Origin of the sequence: Faecalimonas umbilicata (assembly GCF_004346095.1) — a bacterium.
GTDB lineage: Bacteria > Bacillota > Clostridia > Lachnospirales > Lachnospiraceae > Faecalimonas > Faecalimonas umbilicata.
Map to the genome: position 1 here is coordinate 1 of NZ_SLZV01000002.1, position 15,210 is coordinate 15,210.

General features: G+C 41.3%; 13 protein-coding genes. 3 read left to right on the forward strand and 10 right to left on the reverse strand.

Annotated features, from left to right (window positions below; genetic code table 11):
* Positions 1-737, forward strand: a 737-nt coding sequence (locus tag EDD74_RS00945; protein WP_132038437.1) for an RNA-guided endonuclease TnpB family protein, incomplete at its 5' end; no start/stop codon positions are given.
* A gap of 111 nt (positions 738-848) precedes the next feature.
* Here the strand turns inward: EDD74_RS00945 and EDD74_RS00950 are convergent.
* From EDD74_RS00950 to EDD74_RS00990, 9 genes are all read right to left on the reverse strand, one after another.
* Positions 849-1,556 carry a response regulator transcription factor gene (locus EDD74_RS00950; RefSeq protein ID WP_116441806.1) on the reverse strand — a complete coding sequence of 236 codons (708 nt, stop codon included), beginning with the start codon at positions 1,554-1,556 and terminating at the stop codon, positions 849-851.
* A gap of 145 nt (positions 1,557-1,701) precedes the next feature.
* Positions 1,702-2,214 (reverse strand): transcription repressor NadR, encoded by a 513-nt coding sequence (locus EDD74_RS00955; RefSeq protein ID WP_008976318.1) that lies wholly within the window; start codon positions 2,212-2,214, stop codon positions 1,702-1,704.
* A 31-nt stretch (positions 2,215-2,245) separates the two neighbouring features.
* On the reverse strand, positions 2,246-3,106 hold the full coding sequence (nadC, locus tag EDD74_RS00960; RefSeq protein WP_009262814.1) for a carboxylating nicotinate-nucleotide diphosphorylase: 861 nt from the start codon (positions 3,104-3,106) through the stop codon (positions 2,246-2,248).
* A gap of 67 nt (positions 3,107-3,173) precedes the next feature.
* Complete coding sequence (locus tag EDD74_RS00965) at positions 3,174-4,349, reverse strand: L-aspartate oxidase (RefSeq protein ID WP_116441805.1); 1,176 nt, start codon at positions 4,347-4,349, stop codon at positions 3,174-3,176.
* 52 nt (positions 4,350-4,401) lie between these two features.
* Positions 4,402-5,307 (reverse strand): quinolinate synthase NadA, encoded by a 906-nt coding sequence (gene nadA, locus EDD74_RS00970; RefSeq protein ID WP_016440131.1) that lies wholly within the window; start codon positions 5,305-5,307, stop codon positions 4,402-4,404.
* A 165-nt stretch (positions 5,308-5,472) separates the two neighbouring features.
* On the reverse strand, positions 5,473-7,056 hold the full coding sequence (locus EDD74_RS00975) for an ABC1 kinase family protein (RefSeq protein ID WP_008976322.1): 1,584 nt from the start codon (positions 7,054-7,056) through the stop codon (positions 5,473-5,475).
* A gap of 8 nt (positions 7,057-7,064) precedes the next feature.
* On the reverse strand, positions 7,065-7,400 hold the full coding sequence (locus tag EDD74_RS00980; RefSeq protein WP_008976323.1) for a phasin family protein: 336 nt from the start codon (positions 7,398-7,400) through the stop codon (positions 7,065-7,067).
* Between the two features lie 42 nt (positions 7,401-7,442).
* Positions 7,443-7,814: a diacylglycerol kinase family protein gene (locus EDD74_RS00985; protein WP_008976324.1), complete on the reverse strand. Its 372-nt coding sequence runs from the start codon at positions 7,812-7,814 to the stop codon at positions 7,443-7,445.
* A 277-nt stretch (positions 7,815-8,091) separates the two neighbouring features.
* On the reverse strand, positions 8,092-9,804 hold the full coding sequence (locus EDD74_RS00990) for a hypothetical protein (protein ID WP_116441804.1): 1,713 nt from the start codon (positions 9,802-9,804) through the stop codon (positions 8,092-8,094).
* Positions 9,805-10,126: 322 nt separating this feature from the next.
* Between EDD74_RS00990 and EDD74_RS00995 the strand changes: the two genes are divergently transcribed.
* Entirely contained in the window at positions 10,127-10,507 is a 381-nt protein-coding gene (locus EDD74_RS00995; RefSeq protein WP_008976326.1) for a BlaI/MecI/CopY family transcriptional regulator, read from the forward strand.
* 13 nt (positions 10,508-10,520) lie between these two features.
* Complete coding sequence (locus EDD74_RS01000) at positions 10,521-12,305, forward strand: BlaR1 family beta-lactam sensor/signal transducer (protein WP_330572307.1); 1,785 nt, start codon at positions 10,521-10,523, stop codon at positions 12,303-12,305.
* Positions 12,306-12,404: 99 nt separating this feature from the next.
* Here EDD74_RS01000 and ppdK read toward each other — a convergent pair whose 3' ends face one another.
* Entirely contained in the window at positions 12,405-15,029 is a 2,625-nt protein-coding gene (ppdK, locus tag EDD74_RS01005) for a pyruvate, phosphate dikinase (RefSeq protein WP_009262822.1), read from the reverse strand.
* Positions 15,030-15,210 lie beyond the last annotated feature (181 nt).

Here is a 15,210-nt window from a genome sequence, read left to right on the forward strand (position 1 = left end):
CTAAATATTTTGACCACACAATCTATAAGTTTGGTACAGCTAAGCTCACAAACAAACATGGGAAATATTATCTTCACATACCAGTAACTTATGATATCGAAGAAAGTAATATTTCTGACATTTGTAATGTCGTAGGCATTGACAGAGGTATTAACTTCGTTGTTGCAACCTATGACAGTAATCACAAGTCTGGATTTGTTAGTGGAAAAGCTATCAAGCAGAAACGTGCTAACTATTCCAAACTTCGTAAAAAACTCCAAATGCGACAAACTCCATCTTCAAGACGAAGATTAAAAGCTATTGGTCATCGAGAAAACCGTTGGATGCAAGATGTTAACCATTGTGTATCAAAGGCACTCGTTGAGAACAACCCAAAGCATACACTCTTTGTATTAGAAGATTTGTCGGGTATTCGTAATGCTACAGAGCGTGTCAAAACCAAAGACTTTTATGTTTCTGTATCGTGGTCGTTCTATGATTTAGAACAGAAACTAATTTACAAGGCTAAGCAAAATCAGTCTTCTGTAATTAAGGTAGACCCTCATTATACAAGCCAGTGTTGTCCTATTTGTGGACATACTGAAAAGGCCAACCGTAACAAGAAGATACATTTGTTTACTTGTAAAAACTGTGGCTATAAGTCCAATGATGACCGTATAGGAGCGATGAATCTGTATCGTATGGGAATAAATTATCTTGTTGATAGCCAAGTACCTGATACAGTTGTAACAGAGTAAACTTTGTTACAAAGGGTGTTGTCAACCACCCTATGATGTAACGCCACTTTAGATAGCAATATCTATTGGGGTTAAAGGTCGGAGACGTAAGTCGTTAGTACGACTGGGCAGTTACAAGCCCATGGCCTTTAGATCGTGGGTAGTTGACACTTTCTCCTTCAGCACATATCCGGCGCCACGAACTGTATGGATCAATTTTTCCTTGAACGGTTCGTCAATCTTTTTTCGCAAATAGCGAATGTATACATCAATCACATTAGAACCGCCCGCATAATCATAATTCCACAAGTGCTGCTCCAATTTTTCCCGCGACAATACAATTCCTTTGTTCTGAATCATATAGCGTAGCAAGGCAAACTCCTTGCCGGACAGCTGGATTTCCTTCCCATCCCGAAATACCTGATGCGTATCTACATGAACTTCCAAACCGCCTTCTCTATAACACGAATCCTCTGATTTCTCAGGCCGCCTCAAAAGTACCCGGATCCTTGCAAGTAATTCCTCAAATGCAAATGGCTTCACGAGATAATCATTGGCACCTGCATCCAATCCCCGCACCCGGTCCTCAACACTGTCTTTTGCCGTCAAAAGAAGCACCGGGACATGTTTATTTTTCTGGCGAATTTCCCGAAGTACTGATAACCCATCCTTTTTTGGCATCATAATATCAAGAATTACAACATCGTACTCTGCCCCTGCAAGATAATCAAGAGCCGCCTCCCCATCCATACAGGAATCGACACTGTAATGCTCTGCTATCAGCCGCTGCGCCAGAATCTTATTTAAATCTCTTTCATCCTCTGCAATCAAAATCCGCATCTCGTTTTCTACCTTCTTTCTGCTTCTTTTGGTAAATTATAACACAGCTGCCTGTTTTCGTCATTTTCTTTTCCCTTACATTTTTTCTATACTCTCCACACACAAAAGAGGAAACAGACATCTTTGTCCATTTCCTCTCTGCTTTTTAAGCTGTTTCAATCAAAATTTCCTTCTGCCGCAATACCTCTTCTATCATATCCAACGTTTCTTCACTGTCTGCACTTACTTTGTGATAATGATAGTTCGAGGTGATATTTTTCAGAGGACTTGATTTTCCACTTTTGATATCACCGATGAATTCCATAACCTTCCTTCTGGAATTAATATGTAATTCTGCTTCCATATGTCCATATACCCTATGATTGATCATTACATTTTCTACACAACCGCCCATATCTACAATCGAACAAAGCTCTTCTTCCAGCTGCTCATCCGTATGATTTACTTTAAACACACGGCTGACTGTTGCCGGTGTCTGCAAAATATATCCTCTGTTTGTAGAAAGAATATCATAACCTGCCGCCCGGATCAACGCAATATCCTGCACGATCACCTGACGGCTCACATTGTAGAGGGCTGCCAGCTTTTTCCCAGATACCGGTGCAGTACTCTCACGGATTTCGTGAATGATCTGTTCTCTTCTCTCTGTCCCTTGCAACCTGTTCCCTCCATCTCCTTCTTAATTCCACTTACGCATTTTCTAACGCGTGAAGATTTTTCAGGGAAATATCCAGGATTGGAGCAGAATGTGTCAATGCTCCACTGGAAATATAGTCAATTCCAAGAGAAGTCAGACGACCGATGTTTTCTTTTGTCACATTTCCGGAACATTCTGTCTCAGCACGTCCGTCGATGATGCTTATTGCCTTCTGCATCTCTTCTGTTGACATATTGTCAAGCATAATGATATCTGCCCCAGCTTCCACTGCTTCCTTCACCATATCAAGATTTTCTACTTCCACTTCTATCTTTCGAACAAACGGAGCGTATTCTTTCGCCATTTTCACTGCCGCAGTCACACTGCCCGCCGCCCCAATATGGTTATCTTTCAACAGCACTCCGTCAGACAAATTATAGCGGTGATTATACCCTCCTCCGACACGGACTGCATATTTCTCAAAAATTCTCATATTCGGTGTTGTTTTTCTCGTATCAAGCAATTTTGTATCTGTACCTTCTAAAAGATCGGCAACCGAACGTGTATAAGATGCAATCCCACTCATCCTCTGAAGATAATTTAACGCAACACGCTCTCCAGAAAGAAGTACACGGATATCTCCTGTCACTTTTCCCATCAACTGTCCATTTGTCACCTTGTCCCCATCTTTGCAGAAAAATGTTACTTCCGTCTCTGCATCAAGCAATTTAAATACTCTTTCAAAAATTTCCAATCCTGCAATAATCCCATCCTGCTTGCAGATCAATTCTACTTCCCCTTTTACAGCTTCTTTCATCACCGCATTGGTCGTCACATCTTCGCTTGAAATATCTTCTTTCAGCGCTTCCAGAATCAGGTGATCCACCTGAAGTGTCATTGTAATCTTATTCATGTTGTTTACCTCCCATATCTATTTCATATCACAACTGCTCTGATTGATTTTCTTATCTTTTGATTCTTTATCGATATCTTTTCTCAGATTTTCCGGAGATCTTTGTCGCTGCCCGCTTAGCAAATACAAGACTTTCCAGCAGCGAATTGCTCGCCAGTCTATTCGCCCCGTGCACACCGTTACAACTTGTCTCCCCTACTGCATAAAGATGTTCCATCGAAGTCTGGCTGTCCAGATCTACCCAGATACCTCCCATGAAGTAGTGCTGTGCAGGCACAACCGGAATACATTCTTTTGTCACATCGTATCCTTCCTCCAGACACCTCTGATAAATATTTGGAAAGTGCCCGAGGATTGTTTCTTTTGGAATATGTTCCATCGAAAGCCATACGTAATCTGTTCCATCTTTTTCCATTTCTTCGTGGATCGCCTTTGTCACAACATCCCGCGGAAGCAATTCATTGACAAAACGCTCATGCTTCTTATTGTACAGCACTGCCCCTTCTCCTCTCACTGACTCCGAGATCAGAAAGCGTCTTCCTGGTTTTTTCGAATACAATGTCGTCGGATGGATCTGCACATAGTCCAGATGTTCCAACCGCACTTCGTGTTTCTTTGCGATTCGGATCGCATCTCCGGTCAAATGCGGAAAGTTTGTCGAATGCTGATAAGTCCCGCCGATTCCACCACTTGCAAGAATGGTATCTGCTGCATGGATATGCAATGTCCCTTGTTCATTTTCTGCAAGAATTCCAGTACATTTGCCATCTTCCTCAAGAATATCCGTCATTGTTGTATACTCAAAGATTGTCACATTTTTCCGCTCTTTTACACGTTCCAGCAACTTACTTGTAATTTCTTTTCCGGTAATATCCTTGTGAAATAAAATACGTGGACACGAATGTGCCCCTTCTCTCGTATACTTCAAACAACCGTCTTCCTGTTCAAAATCAACTCCAAATCCAATCAGATCGTCAATAATCTCTCTGGATTTTCGTATCATCAGATCTACGGATTCCTTTCGGTTCTCATAATGCCCTGCTTTCATCGTATCTTCAAAAAAGCTCTCGTAATCCTTTTCATCTCGGAGTACGCAGATTCCTCCCTGCGCAAGAAAAGAATCACTGCTCTCCAAATCCGATTTCGTGATCAGTACGACTTGTTTCTCCTCCGGCAGCCAAAGTGTGCTGAATAAACCTCCTACTCCAGTTCCCACTACAACTATGTCTGCACTTATCTCCATCTCTTTTTCCTCCAGTTCCTCTGTCTTTACTTTTTCCTACGTTCATTTCCTCTTATTTCGCGAGTTCTAACATCCGCTCCAGTGTCTTTCCTGATTCTTTACGCAGATCTTCTGTGATGTGAACTTCATTTTCACCTGTCTGCAACACATGAAGAATTTTTTCCAGTGTGATCAGCTTCATATCCGGACAAACCGGTTCCGTCTCTGCAAAATAAAATTTCTTATCTGGATTCTGCTTCTCCAATTCATAGCGCACCCCATTTTCTGTACAGACAATAAACTCTTTGCAAGAGCTTTTTGCCGCATATGCAATAATTCCGGATGTACTTCCGATATAATCCGAAATCGCACACACAGCCTCCGGACATTCCGGATGTGTGAGAATCTCCGCCTGCGGATGTTGCTCTTTTGCTTTCTTGATCTCCTCTAACTGCATATGCTCATGCACTGGGCAATATCCGTTATTAAATACAAATTCCTTCTCCGGCACCTGTTCTGCCACATATCTCGCCAGATTTTTATCCGGAATAAAGAAAATACGTTTATTTGGCAATGCCTTTACAATCTGCACTGCATTTGCGGAAGTTACACAGACATCCGAATGTCTCTTTAACTCTGCAGTAGAATTGATATAACATACAACTGCCAGATCCTCATATTTTTCTCTCATCTTCTGAATGGTCTCTGCATCTGCCATATGTGCCATTGCACAATCCGCAGTCAGATCCGGCATCAGCACGGTCTTCTTTGGATTTAATATCTTCGCGCTTTCTCCCATGAAAGAAACGCCGCAAAATACGATTGTCTGTTCTTTTAACCCAACTGCAACTTTACTTAAATAAAATGAATCACCAATATAATCTGCAATCTCCTGTATCTCTGGATTCACATAATAATGGGCAAGGATGACTGCATTTTTCTTTTGTTTCCATTTTTTAATCTCTTCTACTATTTTCATTCTGTCTTCTCCTATCCTCTTCTCCACCTCAGTTCCTACCATTATAGCACCGTCCTTTACAAGTGACAAGACACCTGTTTTGACAAAAATAAATGGTCTGTACGTTATTTTCTTATCAATAATGTGCAAACCATTCTTTTTTAGTTGTCTCTTGCTGTATTTCCTCTATTTCTTTGAAAAAATATGTTTCAAAAATACATACATCACAATGAGAAATGCACTGACATACCCAAACGCACCAAGTGCCGGAATCCCCCATATTTTTGGTTTCATATTCGTCGTACAGATAATGCTGGAGCTGATCAAAAGTGCCATCACCCACAACCCCATCACAATATTTCTCACAAGTCTCCGAAGCAATCGCTCCAGTTCCCCAGATACATGAAGATCGAGATTGATCTTTGTCTGTCCTCTCAAATTTCCCTGAATCAAATCTGCCACAAGGGAAGGTAGATCCAGCGCTTTGTGAATGGACCGGTAAAAACTTCTGCCTCCATTTTTCAATTCACTTTTCCAGTCCTTCTCTGTGAAAATTTTCCCTGCCATATGTCTGGAGGCAATCTCTACCATATTGATCTCCGGGGCAATGTCTGCCAGCACCCCCTCCATATGTGTCAGTCCACGCGCCAACATTGTCAGACCATGGGGCATGATGATCCGGTTCTCTTTCATCACTTCCATCAGATCTACCATCACTTCTGCCACATCAATGCTGCCCATATCCGTCGTACCATATTTGGCGAGAAGTGCACTGATGTCCTCATAAAGTCTGCTCTGATCCGGCTTATCCCGAAATTCTCCAAGCGCCAAAACTGCCTCCTGAATCATTCCTACATCCCCCAGCGCAACACCTTGTACAGCCTTACCGACCAGTTTTCTGTCACGTTCAGTCAGCCGTCCCATCATCCCCATATCAATCCATACAATTTTACCACCACAAACCTTTACATTTCCAGAGTGAGGATCTGCGTGAAAGAATCCATCATCCATTACTTGTTTGATATAATTATCGATCAGTTTTGTTCCAATTTCTTCCAGATCGTATCCATTCTCTTTTAATGCTGCTTTATCATCGATGCTCCACCCGTCAATATGTTCCATAACAAGCACATGCTGATTTGTGTACTCCTGATAAAGTTCTGGAACTTTCACAAACAGAATCCCTTTATTTCTCCGGGCAAACTCTTCCATATTGGAAGCCTCTGTCAGAAAATTCATCTCCTCCCTTGTCACAGCCCACAACTCATCGAGCACCATATCAAGATCTACCAGTTCTTTCAGACTCACCGGGGGAACCAGCTTCACTGCGCGGTGCAGCAATCCAATATCCCTCGCCATCTTCTCATAAATCCCTCTGCGCTGTACTTTGATCACAACTTGCTTACCGTCTTTTAAAACAGCACGGTGCACCTGAGCGATGGATGCTGAACCAAGCGGTTTCTCCTCTATGGATGCAAAAATCTCTTCCCACGGACATCCATAGGCAGACTTTAGTACTTCCTCCACCTCTGCGAAGTTCATCGGAGCTACTTCTGAGCGAAGCCTCATCAGCTCATCACAGTATCTTTTTGGTAAAATATCTGAATGCATGGACATAATTTGTCCTAATTTAATAAAAGTAGGACCAAGATCCTCCAAAATCAAGCGAAGCTTCTCCGGTGAAATTCCTTTGGAAATCTCATGGCGATGCAAAATTGCAGTCATTTCTTTTAATCTTGTCCTGTATTCTCTGGATTCTTCTTTGCTCATCTACAACCTCATTCTGCTCTGTCATCACAGTCGTCTTTCTCACCGTCACCTTCTGTAACATATAGTTTCTTTTTCAATTCTTCCAGCTGTTCCGGTGATAATTTTTCCAGCAGATCATCCACTTCTTCTGTGGAAGTCTGCTTTTCTGCTTTATGGACATTCTCCTGTACCGTCTTTTTGAGATTATGTTTTAACTCTTCATTTAACACCTTTCCCTGCTCCACAGTCAGCTCCCCTTTTTTTACCATCTCATCCAGAAGTTCCTTTGATTTCTCTGCTGTCACTGCTGCTGCTCCGATTCCTGCCAACAATAATTTCTTTACATTTTCTCCAAGTTTCTCCATAAAAATTTCCTCCTTATGTCTATCTTTTCCAGATACCCTGTCTTATCCCACAAAAAGTTGTGCCGCCTTCGGCAAAAAAATAATCACTCCTGCAAATGCTGCCATGATAGCTGCAATCAGAACTGCACCTGCCGCAGTATCTTTCGCCAGCTTTGCAAGCGGCTTTTTCTCTTCGGTCACAAGATCAACTACTGCCTCCACCGCAGTATTTACAAGTTCCAAACCAAGAATCAGACCAAACAAAATCAGACAGATACACCACTCTGTTGCAGAAATATCAAAGAAAAATCCTGCCGCAGTCACACAGATAACTCCTAGACAATGGATCTTCATATTCCGCTCCTTCCTGATCCCGGTAAAAATGCCTTCAAACGCATACCTGAAACTTTGATACAACGGTTGTTTCTTTCCCATATTTTCACCTTCTTTAGTCCATTTAAAAAACGATTCCCTGCGCTCCGAAAATATGATTCCAAAACACAAACAAAGCTATTTCATCTATTTTCATATGGATATTTTATACAAATTATAACATATTTTTCTGTTAATAACGATGTTTTTTATAATTTTTTCTGTTTTTTGTTTGAAGTTTCCTAAAACTTCTTATAACGAAAAAAGAACATGTCTGCAAATACTCACAGACATGCTCTTCTTTTAATAATTCATTTTATCCTGCTTGAAATCCGTTCCGCTATTCTTCAGAATCTTCGGATTTTTTTCTAAGTCCTACTGCTCCTGCAATTCCACTTCCGATTAACATTACTCCTAATCCAAGAATCGAAGCCGGATCTCCTGTTTTTGGAGCCTCAGATTTCTTCTTTTTGTCCTCGTTCTTTTCCTCTTCTTTATTCGGTTTCTGCTCTGGCTTCTGTTCCGGCTTTTGCTCTGGTTTTTGTTCCGGATCTACTGTTTCCTCTTTCTCAATCCTCTCCGCCGTTACAAGAAGATTATTCAGTGCTTCCACTCTCTCCTGGAGCACAGCCTTCTCTGTATCCGGATTTGCAAGAAGTTCCTTCAACTCATTGTAAAGCGCCTCCATCTTGTCAAAGTCCTCTTTTGTAAAGCCTCCGGCTTTGCCGACATTTTTTCTCTCGGATTCAAGAATCTTTTCCATATCTTCCATGAAATTCTTCATAGAATCTTCCAATTTCATAACAGTACTCTTCGCAAACTCTATCTGCTGTAATGCCTCATACAGTTTCTCCACGTCTGTCTCATTGGATACAGAAAGAGCTTTTGCCTGATCATAAGACTCGACATAAAATCCTGTTGTATTCTTATCATAATTTTCTGGGTGTGCTTTAATATCTTCATACAAATCTTTGTATTCTTTATCTGCAACTTTACCTGCCAATGCCTCTTTTATTTTCTCAGCAGACATTGGGATCTCTGTCATTTTCTGATTTGCCATATTCAGCTTTTCTATTGCTTCATTCCAGTTCGCACTGTCGGCAGCCTTTTGTGCTTCATCAAGCAATGTTTGAATTGTAGCCAGATCCTGATCTGCATACAGACCGGAAACTTTTAACTGTTCCAGCATCTGACGAGATTCCTCTATGAGCTTTATCACTCCACTTTCTGAAACGACCGGCGTCTGTAACAACTGCTTCAACATTGCCACTGCCTGAGCCGTCTCTGCTTGCGTCATCGCTTCGATCTTATTTCTGTCAATCGTTGCAAGTACATTCTTCAAAGCTTGAATATAATCCGGAGCATATACTTCTGCCTGTGATACAACCTGATCTGCCAACGCAATCAATTCATAAAGTTCCGATTTGTCTACCACCTCTGGAATGAGTTCAAGACCATTTACAGCATTGACAAAACGTTCAAAAATTCCATAAATCTGTGTTCCATCTGGATCATAATATTTCATTGGATCTGCGCGAAGTGCCAGCATCTCCGCTTTCGCAGCTTCATATACCTTCCATGACTGTTCCGTATACATCAAAGGTCCAAAAATAACCTCATCTGCATCTGCCAAAAGTCCATCCACTTCTGCCTGCACCATTGCAATAAATTCAGCTTCCGTCATGCTCTCTTTTTCTTCCTTATTCTGTCCGAGCCCCGGCTGCTGTACTTCCTGATCACTTTCAGTCTCTGGCTGCTGTACCTCTTGTTGTTCTTCCTTCTCCGGCTGTTGTGTCTGAAGTTCTTCTCCCGTTACCGGTTGCTGATCTTGCTCTTCTCCAACCACCGGCTGCTGTGTTTGTTGTTCGTCTTGCTGTGGTGCAGAGAGATCTTCCTGTGTCTGAGACTCAGCTTCCGCATTCTGACTTTCTTTTTCCGCTTCCGTACCTGCTGTCTGTGTCTCTGCAGCCATAACAGTGATGCCCGATGTGCCAACAGTCCCCACTGCCATAACAATTGCCAGTCCCAATGCTGCTAATTGCTTTCTCTTCATATCCACTTCCTCCTTTATTCCGATTTTTCTGATACTGTCAATATAACATTTGTTGTGTATTTTGTCTATTTTTTTATTCTATACATTTTATTTTTATTTATTTTGTATATTTTTTCTTCTTTTTTCTTTCTAAAACTAATGTTATTTCGACATTTTTACATAAATATTAACTTTTGTCTTAATTTTTCAGACTTTTTGTATATCTTCTTATTTTTATTTCACATACGCATCCTGCCACTTCTACCTGTCACCTGCTATTTGACTTTTTTTTCTCTCTCCTTTATAATATTTTTATTACATATGTAAGATTTGGAGGATTACTATGAAAAAATTGCCACAAATTTCAGAAGCCGAATATGAAGTTATGAAAATCGTATGGAAATACGCACCGATCAATACAAATGAGATTACTGAAAAACTCACACGTACTACTTCCTGGAGCCCCAAAACAATCCAAACCCTGATTAAGCGCCTTACGACAAAGGGAGCTCTTTCCTACGAAAAGCACGGACGTATTTTTGTCTACTCACCACTGGTAAAGGAAAATGAATACATTTGTCAGGAAAGTTCTTCTTTTTTGAATCGCTATTATAATGGTGATATCACCGCTATGCTGTCTTCCTACATTGAAAATGACCGATTATCAGACAGTGAAATCGCTACTCTTCGTTCTATTCTTTCCAACGGCAAAGGAGGACAGTAACATGGCTGATTTTATGATTCGTTTTCTTCTGTCAAACTTGTTTCTTGGAATTTTCATCGGGATACTTGCATTCTGCAAATGGATATTTCGCAGGACACTCTCCAGTCAAATGCAGTACCATCTTTGGTTCCTTCTCTTCTTTTTCCTGCTTGTTCCTTTTGTCCCGGTATGCTCTTTTTCTCTGCCCGCACAAATTTCTTCATTTTTCAGTACATTTTCCTCCCAGAAAGGATTTGCCCATCACCCTCTCACAGACAGCCCTCTTTCTTCCACATTTTCAAACACTTCTGAATGGATGAATGATTTTACAATATCTATGAGCAGGCAGGTTCCTTCCATTGCAGGACAGATTCTTTTTTTGCTATGGTGCACAGGGATTGGGATCATGTTCATTTTTTTTATCCGTTCTGTCCGGCAGCTATATCACTTAAGCAGTACAGCACTTCCTCTGGAAAATGCTGAAATTTCTTCTTTGTATATAAGCTGCCTGAAAGAGCTTGGTATTACGCGGAACATCCCCGTCTATACCACTGCCTTTCTTCCATCACCTGCGATTACCGGAATTTTTCAACCTCGCATTTACCTTCCACTTCGTCTGATTTCCGGTTATCCTCACAGTGCCCTCCGCTACATTCTCCTGCACGAATTGCAGCACTATCGCCAAAAAGATGGCCTGTTGAATCTTTTTCTAAATATTTTCTGTGCACTCTACTGGTTCAATCCGGCTGTCTGGTATGTCCTTCATGAAATACGCATCGACCGTGAAATCGCCTGTGATACTTCTGTTTTGGAAACCTTAGGCGAAACTTCCTGTCAGGAGTATGGTGCCGCTTTAATTAATTTTGCTGAGACACTTTCTCACACTCCCTTTTCCTTCTCTGTCGGACTTGGCGGATCGATGCCGCAGATGAAGCGGAGGATCCTTAATATCGCCTCCTATCAAGCTCCCACACAGTGGAAAAAGGCGAAAGGCTACGCCCTGGTTCTGGTGATTTCTCTACTGTTGATCAGTATGTCCCCTGTGTTGTCTATGCAGGCCGCAAAGGAAACTTCCTTCCGCCCAGATCCCTCGGACAGCATTGTTTCTACTATTGATCTTTCTTCTTATTTCAGAGATTATGAAGGTACTTTTGTATTATACGATTTGCAAAAGGATCATTACCAAATTTATCATCCCGAACAGGCATACAAAAGAATTTCCCCGGATTCTACCTACAAACTCTATAGTGCTCTGTTCGGATTGGAAGAAAAAATTATTACTCCAAAAGATTCCATGATCCCATGGGATCACAATCATTATCCGTTTGATGCCTGGAATAAAAACCATACCTTGGACTCTGCAATGTCTGCTTCGGTCAACTGGTATTTCCAGACAATCGACAAAAAATTGGGGCACGGCAAAATCCGTTCTTACCTACAGCAGATTCATTATGGGAACGAATCGATCGATCAATCTGATTCTTACTGGATGGAGTCTTCCTTAAAAATTTCTGCCTTCGAACAAGTCAGCCTGCTGACAGATTTCTATCAAAATACCTTTGCTTTTAATCCGGAACATATTGCTGCCGTAAAAGATTCCATCCGCCTGATTACACACGGCAAAAACACACTTTATGGAAAAACAGGAACCGGTAATGTCAATGGGCAAAATGTAAATGGATGGTTCATCGGATATATCGAAAACTCACAAAATACATATTTGTTTGCCACAAATATTCAGGCAGAACAGCAGGCCTCCGGAAGCACTGCATCACAGATTACACTGGATCTATTAGAGGATATGGGAATTTGGAATTGACTATATCCTTGAAACCGTAAAAACCCCTTACGCTTTCATTGCGTAAGGGGTTCTGTTATTGAAACTAATTAAGTTTCCACACCTATTCTATACGGTGTATTACTTGTTATTGATTGCAGCCTGTGCAGCAGCTAATCTTGCGATCGGCACACGGAATGGTGAACAAGATACATAGTCTAATCCAATCTTATGGCAGAATTCTACGGAACTTGGATCTCCACCGTGCTCTCCACAGATACCTACATGTAAATCTGGATTTGCCGGTCTTCCTAATTTCACAGCTGTCTCCATTAATTTACCTACACCGATCTGGTCTAATTTTGCAAATGGATCGTTCTCGAAGATTTTTGCATCGTAGTATCCTTCTAAGAATTTACCAGCATCATCACGAGAGAATCCGAATGTCATCTGTGTTAAGTCGTTTGTACCGAAGCAGAAGAAATCAGCTTCTTTTGCAATCTCATCAGCTGTAAGAGCAGCTCTTGGAATCTCGATCATTGTACCTACATGGTATTTTAATTCAACACCAGCAGCTTCGATCTCAGCATCTGCTGTCTCTACAACAACTTTCTTCACATATTTTAATTCTTTGATATCTCCGATTAACGGAATCATGATCTCTGGGCAAACATCCCAGTCAGCATGTGCTTTCTGTACATTGATTGCTGCACGGATCACAGCTCTTGTCTGCATTCTTGCGATTTCTGGATAAGTAACTGCAAGACGGCATCCACGATGTCCCATCATTGGGTTGAATTCATGTAAAGAATCAATGATTGCTTTGATCTGTTCAACTGTTTTTCCCTGAGTATCAGCAAGTTTCTTAATATCTTCCTCTGTTGTCGGAACGAATTCATGTAACGGTGGATCTAAGAAACGGATTGTTACCGGATTACCTTCTAATGCTTCATATAAAGCTTCGAAGTCTCCCTGCTGTTCTGGAAGGATCTTCTCAAGAGCAGCTTCTCTTTCTTCTAATGTCTCAGAACAGATCATTTCACGGAATGCATCAATTCTGTTTCCTTCGAAGAACATATGCTCTGTACGGCAAAGTCCGATACCTTCAGCGCCAAGCTCACGAGCTTTTCTTGCATCTGCTGGAGTATCCGCATTTGTTCTTACTCCTAATGTTCTATATTTATCAGCCCATCCCATGATTCTTCCGAATTCACCAGCGATTGTAGCGTCTACTGTCGGGATGATTCCGTCGTAGATGTTACCTGTAGAACCGTCAAGAGAGATTGGATCTCCTTCATGGTATTCTTTTCCAGCTAATGTAAATTTCTTGTTTGCTTCATCCATTGTGATGTCACCACATCCAGATACACAGCATGTACCCATACCACGAGCAACAACGGCAGCGTGAGATGTCATACCACCACGAACTGTTAAGATACCCTGAGCAGCTTTCATACCTTCAATATCTTCCGGTGATGTCTCAAGACGAACAAGAACAACTTTTTCTCCTCTTGCAGCCCACTCTTTTGCATCTTCTGCTGTGAAGACAATCTTACCGCAAGCAGCTCCTGGAGATGCTCCTAAAGCTTTTCCAACTGGTACAGCTTTCTTTAATTCTGCAGCATCAAACTGTGGGTGAAGTAATGTATCTAAGTTACGAGGATCGATCATTGCAACAGCTTTCTCTTCTGTGATCATTCCTTCGTCTACTAAATCACAAGCGATCTTTAAAGCAGCCTGAGCTGTTCTCTTACCGTTACGTGTCTGTAACATGTAGAGTTTCTTATCTTCGATTGTGAATTCCATATCCTGCATATCTCTGTAGTGATCTTCCAAAGTCTTGCAGATTCCTACGAACTGTTCGTAAACTTCTGGCATAACTTCTTTTAACTGGTCAATCTTCTGTGGTGTACGAACACCTGCAACAACGTCTTCACCCTGAGCGTTCATTAAGAACTCACCCATTAAGTGTTTCTCTCCTGTTGCTGGGTCACGAGTAAATGCAACACCTGTACCAGATGTCTCTCCCATGTTACCGAATGCCATCATCTGTACGTTTACAGCTGTTCCCCAAGAATATGGGATATCGTTGTCACGACGGTAAACGTTAGCACGTGGGTTATCCCAAGAACGGAATACAGCTTTTACAGCACCCATTAACTGTTCTTTTGGATCTGTAGGGAATTCTTCCCCAATCTTTTCTTTATATTCAGCTTTGAACTGTTCAGCAAGTTTCTGTAAATCTTCTGCTGTGAGGTCAACGTCCTGAGTTACACCTTTTTCAGCTTTCATCTCGTCGATCAGTTCTTCAAAATATTTTTTACCGACTTCCATAACTACGTCAGAGTACATCTGGATAAATCTTCTATAGCAATCCCATGCCCAACGTGGATTTCCTGATTTTTCAGCTAATACTTTGACAACTTCTTCATTTAATCCGAGGTTTAAGATTGTATCCATCATACCTGGCATAGAAGCTCTTGCTCCAGAACGAACAGATACAAGAAGTGGATTTTCTTTGTCACCGAATTTCTTTCCAGTAACTTCTTCCATTTTAACGATTGCGTCCATGATCTGTTCCATGATCTCATCGTTAATTTTTCTTCCATCTTCATAATATTGTGTACAAGCATCTGTTGTGATTGTGAATCCCTGTGGCACTGGAAGACCTAACTTTGTCATCTCTGCAAGGTTAGCACCTTTACCGCCAAGAGTGTTTCTCATGCTTGCGTCACCTTCGGTGAACATATAAACCCATTTTGCCATGTCTAAACGACCTCCTAAAAATATTTTGCTTTAGTATAAAACATGAAAAATACGACTTTTTGCCATGAAGTCGTTCATCTTTTATATATCCAATAACGGTTTCCCCCGCTATCTGTATATCATTTTATCTGTTTTACTTCGGATAGTCAAGGACTTTCTTGGTAAAAACTACTGTTTTGTT

Bases quoted from the DNA above. Each gene is read 5' to 3' on its own strand.
- EDD74_RS00990 (WP_116441804.1), bottom strand. From the start codon at position 9,804: ATGAAGAGAAAGCAATTAGCAGCATTGGGACTGGCAATTGTTATGGCA.
- EDD74_RS00950 (WP_116441806.1), bottom strand. From the start codon at position 1,556: ATGCGGATTTTGATTGCAGAGGATGAAAGAGATTTAAATAAGATTCTG.
- EDD74_RS00980 (WP_008976323.1), bottom strand. From the start codon at position 7,400: ATGGAGAAACTTGGAGAAAATGTAAAGAAATTATTGTTGGCAGGAATC.
- nadC (WP_009262814.1), bottom strand. From the start codon at position 3,106: ATGAATAAGATTACAATGACACTTCAGGTGGATCACCTGATTCTGGAA.
- EDD74_RS00965 (WP_116441805.1), bottom strand. From the start codon at position 4,349: ATGGAGATAAGTGCAGACATAGTTGTAGTGGGAACTGGAGTAGGAGGT.
- EDD74_RS00985 (WP_008976324.1), bottom strand. From the start codon at position 7,814: ATGGGAAAGAAACAACCGTTGTATCAAAGTTTCAGGTATGCGTTTGAA.
- EDD74_RS00995 (WP_008976326.1), top strand. From the start codon at position 10,127: ATGAAAAAATTGCCACAAATTTCAGAAGCCGAATATGAAGTTATGAAA.
- EDD74_RS00975 (WP_008976322.1), bottom strand. From the start codon at position 7,056: ATGAGCAAAGAAGAATCCAGAGAATACAGGACAAGATTAAAAGAAATG.
- nadA (WP_016440131.1), bottom strand. From the start codon at position 5,307: ATGAAAATAGTAGAAGAGATTAAAAAATGGAAACAAAAGAAAAATGCA.
- EDD74_RS01000 (WP_330572307.1), top strand. From the start codon at position 10,521: ATGATTCGTTTTCTTCTGTCAAACTTGTTTCTTGGAATTTTCATCGGG.
- ppdK (WP_009262822.1), bottom strand. From the start codon at position 15,029: ATGGCAAAATGGGTTTATATGTTCACCGAAGGTGACGCAAGCATGAGA.